We start from the raw sequence: 11990 nt of genomic DNA, 5'->3' as shown, positions 1-11990 counted from the left end.
TCTCCCCGCGAAAGAGCGGGGAGAGGGAGAGCAAGAAACATCGATGCGCATCACGCTGATTCACGCCCTGAAACACTCGATCGTGCCGATCGAGGCATCATTCGCACGGCATTGGCCGGAGGCGCGGCTGATGAACCTGCTCGACGACAGCCTGTCGGCGGACCTCGCGCGCGACGGCAAGCTTGACGAGCGCATGACCGAGCGGTTTCTGACCATGGGCCGCTATGCCGTCGGCACCGGCGCCAATGGCATTCTGTTCACCTGCTCGGCGTTCGGGCCGTGCATCGAGGCGGTGGCGCGCGAGCACGCGCCGATGCCGGTGCTGAAGCCGAACGAGGCGATGATCGAACAGGCGGTGGCGAAGGGCCAGCGGATCGGCCTGCTCTCGACCTTTCCGCCGACGCTGGTCTCGATGCCGCCGGAATTCCCGTCGCGGGTCACGCTGGTGCCGAAGCTTGCCGAGGGCGCGCTGGCCGCGCTCGACCGCGGCGACCGCGCCGAGCATGACCGCATCGTGGTCGAGGCGTCCAAGGAGCTGCGCGACTGCGACCTGATCGCGCTCGCCCAGTACAGCATGGCCCCGGCGGCCGAGCGCGTCGCTGAAGTCACTGGCCGCGAGGTGCTGACGACACCCGACAGCGCGGTCAAGAAGCTGAAGGCGATGCTGGGAATCAGCTAGGCGCGTCCATGATCGCCGGGTTCGGCGGTAGTGGCTTCTGGCCCGTAGCCGACAAACAAGTTGATCGATAGTGTGCCTCGCGGCCTCGGCGGAGACTCGTGTGACGTCTCCTTCTGCCGTCACATAAGCTTTCCAGGCTGAGGCGGCCAATTTCCGGCCGAGACGAGGGCAAACTACCGATGCGAAATACCCCTTTCCTTGCGATTGCGGCCATCGTTGCTTTCCTCGAACCTGCCGCCGCGCAACAGGCCCCGCCTGCGTCGTCGGCCAGCGCCTCCTCCGCGCAACTGACGCACAAGCTGAACGCCTATGTCGGGTGCATCAACCGTCTCTCGGCGCGCTCGTACGAATCCCGCGAACGCTACTTTTCCTGGGCCGCCAAGAACGGTCCCACCGGCAAGGAACGGATCATCTACGGAACGTACACGATCTACGACACGTCCGACTGCAAGACGAGCGTCGCGGCTGCCAATGCAGCGGACCCGCACGACGCCGAGCTTGAAGCCGCCGCGAACACGTATGTTGCAGCCGTCACCACGCTTGAGCCGCTGTTGAAGGAGGCGGACGACTACTACACCCAGGAAAATTACAAGGACGACAGGATGGCCAAGGGCAAGGCGCTGCATCCGCGCCTGGTCGCGGCCTGGGATGCGTTTGCCGGCGCCGACAAGGCGCTGCGCGCCGGCGTCGAGGCCATCAATGACAAGCGCGCCGCCGAGCAACTGGCCGCGATCGAGGCCAGCGAAGGCCGCAAGTCGCACTACTATGTCGAGGCCCTGATGATCCAGGCCAAACGCGTGCTTCGCGCGCAGCAGGCCGACAAACCCAACCTCGACGCGATAACCCAGGCGCTCAACGAGTATGAGGTCACGGTGAAGGCAATGGACGAGGCCTCGGGCAAGGACGGCGACGCCAAGCTCGGCTCGATGTTCATCGGCAGCGCCAAATCATTCCTCACCACGGCGAAGCAGCTCATGCGCCGCGTTCGCGACAAGGTGCCCTACAGCTCCGGCGAAAAGATGATGCTGAGCAATGCCGGCGCCGGCTGGATGGTGGAAGGATCGCCGGCGCGGCTGATGCGCGACTACAATCAGCTCGTCGACGGCTACAACCGCGGCGCCCGCATCTGAATGACCGCGCCGACAGTGCGGTGCGGTGCCGGAATGGCAGGCGATGCTTCCCGTCATTGCGAGCCACCCGGTCGGCGCGAAGCGCCGCCGGATGACAGGCTCCGCGAAGCAATCCATCGCTCCGCATATGCGGATAATGGATTGCTTCGTCGCTTCAGCGCAAAATTGCTTCGCAATTTTGTCGCGAGCTCCTCGCAATGACGGAGCCGCCAATCTTCGTCAGGCCGCTCACGCCCCCGCGTCGTGCACGTTCAGATCGATGCCCTGCGGATCCCTAATCGTCGACACCGTGATCAGCGAGATCAGCGAGAGCACCGCGATGTAGATGCCGACGCGCCAGGACTGGCCGTAGGTGCCGATGATCCACTGCGCGATCATCGGCGCGAAGGCGCCGCCGAGAATGGCGCCGAGCGCATAGCCGATCGAGACGCCGGAATAGCGCACCTTGGCTGGAAACAGCTCGGCATAGAGCGCCGCCTGCGGGCCGTAGGACAGGCCGAGCGCGATGGTGAGGCCGACGGCGCTGACGAAGAACAGCAGCAGATTCTTGCTGTCGATCAAGAACCACATCGGCACCGCCCACAGCACCATCAGGGTGTAGCCGATCTGGAAGCAGCGCACGCGGCCGATCTTGTCGCCGAGGATGCCGCCGAGCAGCGTGAAGATGAACCAGCTCACCGCCGCGAGCGTGCCGATCAGCAGCAGCTGCTCGGACGGCATCTTCAGCGTGTTGGTGCCGTAGCTGATGATGAACGCGATCAGGATGTAGCCGGCCGCATTGTTGGCCATGAAGATCAAGGCCGTGCGCAAAATCTCCTTGCTGTGATTGCGCATCAGGTCGCGCAGCGGCGCGGAGGATTCCTTGTGCCGCCGCTGCATCGCTTTGAACACCGGAGACTCTTCGACCGTGCGGCGGATCACGATGCCGACGACGATCAGCACGATCGACAGCAGGAACGGAATCCGCCAGCCCCACTCGATCATCGCCTGCTTGCCGAGCGTCGCGGTGAGCACCCACAGCACGCCGGTCGCCAGGATCATGCCGAGCGGCGTGCCGACCTGCGGGAACGAGCCGAAGAAGCTGCGCTTGTCGACGGGAGCCGATTCCACCGACATCAGCGCCGCGCCGCCCCACTCGCCGCCGGCCGAGAAGCCCTGCAGGATGCGTAGGAGAATGAGGAGCGCCGGAGCCCAGGCGCCGATCTGCGCATAGGTCGGCAGCAGGCCGACCAGCGCGGTCGCAGCCCCCATCAACAGCAGCGTGACGACGAGCATGTTCTTGCGCCCGAAGCGGTCGCCGAGATGGCCGCAGACGATGGCCCCTAACGGGCGGAACAGGAATGACAAGCCGAGCGTCGCGAACGACACGATCTGCGCCAGCAGCGGATTGTTCGCGTTCATCGGCGCGAAGAACAGCGCGCCGAACACCAGGCCCGCCGCCTGGGCGTAGACGAAGAAGTCGTACCACTCGATGGTGGTGCCGACGAGCGTCGCGGTGAGGACCTTGCGCTCCTCATCCGACAGTTCGGCGCCGCGCGAGCGCGCGGACAGTTCGATGGACATTATGGCCTCCCCAAAACCCGTTCTGAACCTGTTCTTGGCCGCGCGGGCGTGATCGGCGGCGATGCGCCTGCCCGCACGGATGCTGGCCCCGGGATTAGCAGAGGTTTCCGCGCGCCACGAGCAAAATAGTTGCAGCCGCAACGATAATCGACCAATTGTGCTTTGGCCCCGGTTCCCGACCCCGCTACCTCGACCGCCATCGGCGGGCAGCCATCCCGAAACGCCGATTGTGCATCGCAGCAAGATCGCTACGATGCGAGGATTCCCAAGAGGTTGCTAAGTGTCTGACATCAATGCCGATGCCTGGGTTTCTTCAGGCCACCGCCCGATGGGCTTTCCCGAATTCGTCGTCGTCATCGCCTCGATCATGGCGCTGAACCCGCTGGCGATGGACATGATGCTGCCGGCGCTGCCGAACATCCGTTCCGCGTTCCAGATCGCCGACGCCAACCGCCCGCAGATGGTGCTGTCGATCTTCCTGGTCGGCTTCGGCGTTGGTCAGTTCGTGATGGGCCCGCTGTCGGACCGCTTCGGCCGCCGCCCGGTGCTGCTCGGCGGCATGACCGTCTACACCATCGCCGGCCTGCTCGCGATCATGGCGCCCTCGTTCGAGACGCTGCTGCTGGCGCGCGCGCTGCAAGGGCTCGGCACCGCGGCGACCCGCGTGATCGCGACCTCGATCGTGCGCGACTGCTATGCCGGACGGCGGATGGCGAGCGTGATGTCGCTCGCGATGATGGTGTTCATTGCGGTGCCGGTGATCGCGCCGTCATTCGGCCAGGCGGTGATGCTGCTGACGCACTGGCGCGGCATCTTCGTGCTGCTGATGATCTATGGCGTGATCGCGCTGGCCTGGAGCGCGATGCGGATGCCGGAGACGCTGCCCAGGGAGCTGCGCAAGTCGTTGGCGATCCCGGAGGTCTTGTCCGCGTTCCGTCAGACCATCACAAACCGCCAGACGTTCGGCTACGCGCTCGCCGCCGGCGGCGTGCAGGGCTCGCTGTTTGCCTTCGTGTTCTCCTCGCAGCAGATCTTCACCGAGATCTTCAAGCTCGGGCATTACTTCCCGGTCGCCTTCGCGACCTGCGCGGTCGGCGTCGCGATCGCCGGATTCCTCAATTCGCGCATCGTCGGCCGCATCGGCATGCGGGTGATCTCGCACGCCGCGCTGACCGGCTTTGCCGTTGTCGCAGGCGCCCTGCTGCTGGCGGTGAAGACCGACACGCTGTCGCTGCCGCTGTTCATGGTGCTGTCGTGCCTGATGATGTTCGCGTTCGGGCTGATGATGGCGAATTTCACGGCGCTCGCGATGGAGCCGCAGGGCAAGATCGCCGGCACTGCGTCATCGCTGTACGGCACCATCACGACGTTGCTCGGGATCGGCGTCGGCATCACGATCGGCCAGGATTACGACGGCACCTTGCTGCCGTTCGCGACCGGCTTCTTCCTCTGCACGCTGGCCGCGCTCGCCGTCGTCTTGGTGACGGAGAAGGGCCGGATGTTCCGGCCGCATCATCATCCGATTTGATCTTCGTAGCCCGGATGGAGCGCAGCGCAATCCGGGACGGTATCGCCTGCCGCACGAACCCCGGATTGCGCTTCGCTCCATCCGGGCTACAATTCTGACTGGTTGCATCACTGTAGCCCGCATGAGCGCAGCGATATGCGGGACCACTGCTCCCGGATATCGCTTCGCTCATCCGGGCTACAAGTCCGGAACCCGCGTCAGGCTTCGCGAGTCCGTCCGGCGGCACTTCGCGCCCGCGCCGGAGCGGCGACACGCCGCGTCGCCGCAAATCCCTCCATCCCGAGCTGCCACTGCAGCCCCACGATCGCGCCCTTGGTCGGCTGCAGCAGCGCGAGCGCGCTGAACAACGTCACCGGCAGCCAGATCGCCAGTTGCAGCCAGGCCGGCGGCGCGTAGTTCATCTCGAGCCAGAGCAGCGCCGGCACCACGACGTGGCCGACCACGACGATCACGAGATAGGCCGGGAAATCGTCGGCGCGCTGCGGGGTGAAGTCCTCGCTGCAGACTTCACAGTGATCGGCAACCTTGAGGAAACGGCCGAACAGATGGCCGCGCCCGCAGTTCGGGCACTTCATGGTGAAGCCGCGCCACATCGCCTTTGGCAGGGAAACCGTCTCGGTCATCGTCGTTTTCCTTTGGCCGTTGTCCTTGACCTGATCTCATGATCCATACAATATGCAATCTAACACATACAATCAAAGACAAAGCGTCGGATTGCATGGACTGGATCCCTACAGTTTCGGAATGGCACGGCCCGATGTTCCTGCGCATCGTCGACGCGCTGGCCGCCGACATCGCGAGCGGCCGGCTGGTCCGCGGCCAGCGGCTGCCGACCCATCGCGCGCTGGCCTCGGCGCTCGATATCGATCTCACCACGGTGACGCGGGCCTATGGCGAGGCGCGGCGGCGCGGACTGCTCGACGCCCGTGTCGGCCAGGGCACATTCGTCTCGGAGACCACCGCGCGCGCCGCCTCCGACCTGCCAGCGCCCGTCAACATCGACCTGTCGATGAACCTGCCGCCGCAGCCGGTCGAAGCCAATCTCGACCTGCGCATCGCGCAGGGTCTTGCGACCATCCGCTCCGAAGCCGGGTTCTCCGCCTATCTCGGCTATGCGCGTCCCGGCGGCACCACTGCGGAGCGCGAGGCCGGCGCCGGGTGGCTCGCGCCGCGCGTGCCGCAGGCGGCGGCCGACCGCATCGTGATCTATCCGGGTTCGCAGGCGATCATCTTCAACGCGCTGCTGGCGCTGACATCGCCGGGCGATGTCGTGGTGACGGAGGCGTTGACGTTTCCCGGCATCAAGGCCGCGGCAGCGCGGCTCGATGTCCGCCTGGTCGGGGTTGCGATGGACGCCGAGGGCGCGCGGCCCGAGGCGCTCGACGAGGCCTGCCGCAAGCACAAGCCGAAGGCGGTCTATCTGGTGCCGACGCAGCAAAACCCGACCACCGCGACGATGAGCGCGATCAGACGCAAGGCGATCGCCGATATTATCAGCAAGCGCGGCTGCGTCCTGATCGAGGACGACGTCTACGGGCCGCTCGAACCGCAAATGGCGCCGATCGCAACCCTCGTTCCGGAGCGCACCTACTACGCCGCGAGCATCGCAAAATGCATCGCGCCGGCCCTGCGCGTCGCCTATCTCCTGGCGCCCGATGCGAGTGCCGAGCAGCGCATGCGCGCCGGCATGCAGGCTACCATGCAGATGCCGCCGTCGCTGATGGTCGCGCTGGTCACACAATGGATGCGCTCCGGCGTCGCCGCCGACATCATCCGCGCCATCCGCAACGAGGCGGCCGCGCGCCAGCAGCTTGCGGCCCGCTTCCTCAAGGGCGTCAGCTATGCGGCGCGGCCGGCGAGCCACCATCTCTGGATGCCACTGCCGAAGCATTTCGACGGCACGGACCTGTTGTCGCATCTGATGCGCAACGGCCTCGCCGTGGTCGGCGAAGACGCCTTTGCGGCGGGCGAAGCCGCGCCGCGCGGCCTGCGCGTGTCGCTGGGCGCCGCGCGCAACCGCGCCGAACTGAGCCAGGCGCTGCAGGTGCTGTCGAATGCGGTGCGCACGCCCGTCGGCGCTACCCAAATCGTATAATTTCGGCCATCGCCGGGAATAAACTCGCTCCAAAATGATCATGGTGCGCGGGAGCGCGCGCCGCTAAAACTCTGCGCTCAGGGCATCAGGCAGGGGCAGGCTTTTCAATGTCATGCGGATATGACCGGGCAGTCCACCGTGCTGTGCTGACGCTTCGCGGGGCAGTGACCGCGATCGGTTGTCTTGCGATTGTCATATCGGACGCGGCGCGCGCCTCCGATGCCCCTGCCCCGGCACCGGAGAAACTCGAACGCATCACCGCGTTCTTTGACAACGAGGTTGCGACAGGAAAAATTCCGGGCGCAGTCATCCTGATCCAGCAGCACGGCAAGCCGGTCTATCTGAAGACCTTCGGCTATCGCGACGTCACGACCAAATCGCCGATGCGGCCGGACACGATGTTCGCGCTGCATTCGATGACCAAGCCGATCACCAACACCGCGGCGATGATGCTGGTCGACGAGGGCAAATTGTCGCCGCAGGATCCGCTGTCGAAATACATCCCGGCCTTCGCCGACGTGAAGGTCGCGATCGAACCGGATGGCGGGAACGATCCGGCCAAGGTGGAGCTGGTGCCGCCGATCCGGCCGGTGACCATTGAAGATATCATGCGGCACACTTCGGGTATCACCTACGAATATATCGGCGCCGACTGGATCCAGAAGATCTACCGCGCAGGGCATCTGTTCGACGGCAAGTTCGACAACAAGGAATTCGTTGCTCGGCTGGCCAAGCTGCCGCTGTCGCGGCAGCCCGGCACGCTGTGGCGTTACGGTCATTCCACCGACGTGCTCGGCCGGGTGATCGAGATCGTCTCGGGCAAGACGCTCTATCAGTTCGAGAAGCAGCGCATCTTCGATCCCCTGGGGATGAACGACACCACATACGTGCTCGACGCCGAGACCGAACGGACGCGGCTGGCGGAGCCGCTGCCCTCGGACACGATCCTGATCGAGGGAGAGAATGACCGGCGCGCGCATCCGGAGTGGGAATCCGGCGGCGGCGGCCTGGTATCGACCATCCTCGACTATGCGCGCTTCGCGCAGATGCTGCTCAATGGCGGCGAGCTCGACGGCAAGCGCTATCTCAGCCCCGCAGCCTTCAAGGCCATGACGACGGACCATATCGGGCCTGGCTCCGGCGTCGGCCGCGACTACTGGTACTTCCCCGGCGACGGCTTTGGCTATGGCTACGGCATTGCCGTGCGCACCGATCCCGGCATCGCCAAGCCACCACCGCCAGGCTCGATCGGCGAGTTGAAATGGGACAGCGGCAGCGGCACCTATTTCGGCGTCGATCCGAAGCTCGACATGATCTACATCATGCTCGAGCAGACCCAGAACGAGCGCCAGCGCATCACGCCCGCGTTCCGCAAGCTAGTCTACGACGCCTTCAGCCCGGATTGAAATCCCGCAGCAACTTCGTCATTGCAAGGAGCTCGCGATAAAATTGCAAAGCAATTTTACGCTGAAGCGACGAAGCAATCCCAGGCCTATGAGGCACACATCCGCGCCTGGGTGGCGAAGGTCAACCATCTGGCGTGAGGTGATCGGACGCCGGCGAAACGCACAGACGCTCGGCGGCACACACCGCTGTCGTCCCTGCGAAAGCAGGGACCCATACTCCGCAGCGGATGTTGTGAACGGGACTCGTCGTTCCAGCAGCGCAAGATAATCACCATCGGTGGTTATGAGTCCCTGCTCCCGTGCGCAATCGCGCACTAGGCAGGGACGACACTGACATTGTTGCATCTATCCACGCATTGGCGGATAGGTGGATTGCTTCGCTCGCAATGACGGAACCGGAAGTATCCCGCCTCACGACTTCCGCCGAACCATCTCCTGCCTGCGCCGTGCTGCATCCGCGATCAGGGTCGCGGTGCATTCGTCGCAGGCGAACGCACACGCATTGCTGGCGCGATGCCAGCTCTCGTTCCATGACGTCAACGCAGCTTCCCTCACGCTATATACTATCGTATATATCGAGACGACAAGGCAGGCGGGTGAACAATCCGGTCGGGAACCCTGCAGACAACAACCATCGACCGGAGACGATCGCCGAGAAAATCCTGCCTGGTCCAACCAGGTTCATTGAGGAAACGCGATCATGATAAAGAACAATGGCGACGCGGGACGTCCGCGCGCAACGGGAGAACTGCTCAAGATCCGCCGCGCATCGCTAGCGGCCATCGTCCTTGCGCTCGGTGCTGCCGGCGCAGTGCGCGCCGAAACCGCTCCGGTCGGCGTTCCCGACAAGAGTTTTCCGGAGAGCGTGACCTCGACCTCCGACGGGACGTTTTACGTCGGCAGCTTCAACCATGGCGGCGTGACGAAGATCTCGGGCGGCAAGGCCGAGCAACTGGTCAAGCCGGGCGCCGCCGACAGCCGCTCGACGCTCGGCGTCCTCGCCGACGAGAAGAGCGGCACGCTCTATGTCTGCTCCAACGACATCAGCGCGATGGGCGTTGCGGGGCCAAGCGACGTTAAGGGCGCCTGGCTGAAAACCTTCGATCTCAAGAGCGGCGCGCCAAAGGGCAGCTTTGCCTTGAGCGATCCGAAATCGTTCTGCAACGACATCGTGGTCGGTGCGGACGGCACCGCCTATGTGAGCGATTCCTTTGCGCCGTTCGTCTACAGCCTGAAGCCGGGCGGCACGGCGCTGGCGACGTTCGCGACCGATCCGCAGCTCGCGCCCGCCAAGGACGGCGTCGGGCTCGACGGCATCGCGATCGGCGCCGACGGCAATCTTTACGTCACGACCTTCATTCCGGCCAAGCTGTTCAAGATCGAGGTGAAGGACGGCAAGGCCGGCGCCGTGACCGAGCTGAAGCCATCGCGGCCGCTCGACCACGCCGACGCGCTGCGGGCGCATGGCGGCGGCTTCCTGCTGATCGAGGGCAACGGCAAGCTCGACAAGGTCACCGTGAAGGGCAGCGAGGCCACCGTCGACACCATCAAGGATGGCCTCGCCGAACCGGTCTCGGTGACGCAGGTCGGCGATGTCGGCTGGGTCGCCGAGGGCAAGCTGTCCTACGTGATCGGCGACAACAAGGGCAAGGACCCCGGCCCGTTCAAGCTGACGCCGATCGCGCTGCCGAAATAGCGGCGGACATATACTTAGCCGCGTCATTGCGAGGAGCGATAGCGACGAAGCAATCCATCTGGCCGCGTATGCGGTAGCGATGGATTGCTTCGCGGAGCCTGTCATCCGGCGGCGCTTCGCGCCGACCGGGTGGCTCGCAATGACGGGGATGGGCCGCGGCCCTTCGCCTCAAGCACAGACGTCTCTGGAATACTGGATCACCCATGCGCATGCGCGGGTGATGACACCGCGTGGTGTGACGCCTTATCGAGAACCATCCTCATCGTCGTCCCTGCGAAAGCAGGGACCCATAACCACAAATGCCGATTGTTGGGCGATGCTGGAACGACGAGTCCCCTTCAACAAGATCCGCCGCGGCGTATGGGTCCCTGCTCCCGTGCGCAATTGCGCACCAGGCAGGGACGACGTGTTGGAGGAGCCCCGGACTCATATCACAATTTCTGAATAATGGAAGAGTGCCGCTGATTTGCCCGACGAGTCAAGTTGCCGTGTCCGCCGGCAGCCACCGGCTCCTTTGCATGGGGTTGTTTTCGATATTTTGGCAGTGCGCCCCTGCGGCTCGGCACCGACCGATGCGGTCGCACCGCCGTCATCACGTCATCCGCTAGATCACATAGAACCCATGCGTGCCGTCGCGGCGCAGCTGCTCGACGAGGCCGTACTCCCAATCGAGATAGGCCTGCATCGCCTTTTCCGCGACGCCGGTGCCTTCATAGGGTCGCCGGTAGCGGTGCGCGGGATCGGGCCGCGGCACGATACGCGGCGGCCCGACTTCGAGCCGGCCGTCATAGCCGCCGTCGAGCACACAGACCTCCCAGCCCATCTGCGCGAGCCAGGACGCCGTCATGTCGGCGCGAATGCCTTTGTCGTCGCTCAGCACGATGCGCGCGCCGCGCACGGGCGCGGCCATGTCGATTTCCTGCACCAGCTGGCCGCCGGCATAGTGGCGGAAGCCGGCAAGGTGACCGGCCGTGTATTCCTCGGCATCGCGCACGTCGAAGCGATACAGCGTGCGCTGCGCATCCTCGTCCAGCGCGGCGAGTTCATCGATCCCGATGTGGCGAACGCCGGCGCGATAGGCGACGTCGCGCGCATTGTCGCCCGCGCCCTCGAACGGACCGATGCTGCCGCGCTTGCCGGCGCCGTGCTCGAGATCGTACTTCACCAGCGTCCAGCCGATCGTGCCGTTGCGCAGCGCCCGCACCTTGTTGGGCAGTCCGGCATTGATCAGGGATTGCGTGCCGATGATCGAGCGGGTGCGGCCGGCGCAGTTGACGATGATGGTGGTGTCGGGATCCGGCGCCGCGCCGCCGGCGCGCAGCACCAGCTCGGCGCCGGGCACGCTGACCGAGCCCGGGATGTTCATGGTGGCGTATTCGTCGAAGCGGCGGACGTCGAGGATCGCGATGTTGGCCTTGTCCGAGATCAGCGCGGCGACCTCGTCGGCGCTCAGCGACGGCGTGTGCCTGCGCGACTCGACCAGCTCGCCGAACGCCTTGGCGTAGGAATTGACGTCCTCGAACACCTCGTAACCGGCCGCCTTCCAGCCCTGCAAGCCGCCCGCAAGCGCAGCAACGTCGCTATAGCCCAGCGCCCGCAACTGGTCGGCCGCGGCGACGACCAGCCCCTCGCCGTTGTCGTAAAGGACGATCGGCACGTCCTTGCGCGGCAGTCGCAGCTCGGCTTCGAGCGCGATCCGGCCGGCCGCCATGTTGGCGGCGAACAGCGGATGGCCGGTGGCGAATTCCGCTTCATGCCTGACGTCGAGCAGCGCGATCTCCCGGCGCAGCAGCAGCGTTGCGCGGATGTTCTGGGGCGTGACGGAAACAAGTGTCATGGAATGCTGGCCTCGGCAGGAAACGGGCAGGCTTGCTCTAGGCCGAAATCGCGCCT

9 protein-coding genes are annotated in these 11990 nt (G+C 65.1%); 6 read left to right on the top strand and 3 right to left on the bottom strand.

Annotated elements, in window-relative coordinates; all coding sequences use genetic code 11:
• The first annotated feature begins 43 nt into the window (after positions 1–43).
• Entirely contained in the window at positions 44–679 is a 636-nt protein-coding gene (locus IF803_RS25285) for an aspartate/glutamate racemase family protein (protein ID WP_304499028.1), read from the top strand.
• Between the two features lie 179 nt (positions 680–858).
• Positions 859–1809 (top strand): YiiG family protein, encoded by a 951-nt coding sequence (locus tag IF803_RS25280; RefSeq protein WP_304499027.1) that lies wholly within the window; start codon positions 859–861, stop codon positions 1807–1809.
• A gap of 228 nt (positions 1810–2037) precedes the next feature.
• Here the strand turns inward: IF803_RS25280 and IF803_RS25275 are convergent, their stop codons facing one another.
• The gene (locus IF803_RS25275; RefSeq protein WP_461193877.1) at positions 2038–3372 is read right to left on the bottom strand and encodes an MFS transporter; all 1335 of its coding nucleotides are present in this window, start codon (positions 3370–3372) and stop codon (positions 2038–2040) included.
• A 328-nt stretch (positions 3373–3700) separates the two neighbouring features.
• Here IF803_RS25275 and IF803_RS25270 point away from each other — a divergent pair, with 328 nt between their 5' ends.
• Positions 3701–4900 (top strand): multidrug effflux MFS transporter, encoded by a 1200-nt coding sequence (locus IF803_RS25270; protein ID WP_461193932.1) that lies wholly within the window; start codon positions 3701–3703, stop codon positions 4898–4900.
• Between the two features lie 197 nt (positions 4901–5097).
• Here IF803_RS25270 and IF803_RS25265 read toward each other — a convergent pair whose 3' ends face one another.
• Entirely contained in the window at positions 5098–5523 is a 426-nt protein-coding gene (locus IF803_RS25265) for a DUF983 domain-containing protein (RefSeq protein ID WP_461193876.1), read from the bottom strand.
• A 95-nt stretch (positions 5524–5618) separates the two neighbouring features.
• Between IF803_RS25265 and IF803_RS25260 the strand changes: the two genes are divergently transcribed.
• The 3 genes from IF803_RS25260 (at position 5619) to IF803_RS25250 (ending at position 10097) form a co-directional block, all read left to right on the top strand.
• Positions 5619–6995 carry an aminotransferase-like domain-containing protein gene (locus IF803_RS25260; protein ID WP_461193875.1) on the top strand — a complete coding sequence of 459 codons (1377 nt, stop codon included), beginning with the start codon at positions 5619–5621 and terminating at the stop codon, positions 6993–6995.
• Positions 6996–7102: 107 nt separating this feature from the next.
• Positions 7103–8401 (top strand): serine hydrolase domain-containing protein, encoded by a 1299-nt coding sequence (locus tag IF803_RS25255; RefSeq protein ID WP_461193874.1) that lies wholly within the window; start codon positions 7103–7105, stop codon positions 8399–8401.
• A 700-nt stretch (positions 8402–9101) separates the two neighbouring features.
• Entirely contained in the window at positions 9102–10097 is a 996-nt protein-coding gene (locus IF803_RS25250) for an NHL repeat-containing protein (RefSeq protein WP_461193873.1), read from the top strand.
• Positions 10098–10701: 604 nt separating this feature from the next.
• Here IF803_RS25250 and IF803_RS25245 read toward each other — a convergent pair.
• Positions 10702–11934, bottom strand: a complete 1233-nt coding sequence (locus IF803_RS25245) for a rhodanese-like domain-containing protein (protein ID WP_461193872.1) — start codon at positions 11932–11934, stop codon at positions 10702–10704.
• Between the last annotated feature and the right edge of the window lie 56 nt (positions 11935–11990).

Source organism: Bradyrhizobium sp. UFLA06-06 (assembly GCF_054820065.1).
This window is presented reverse-complemented; position numbering and strand designations above follow the sequence as displayed.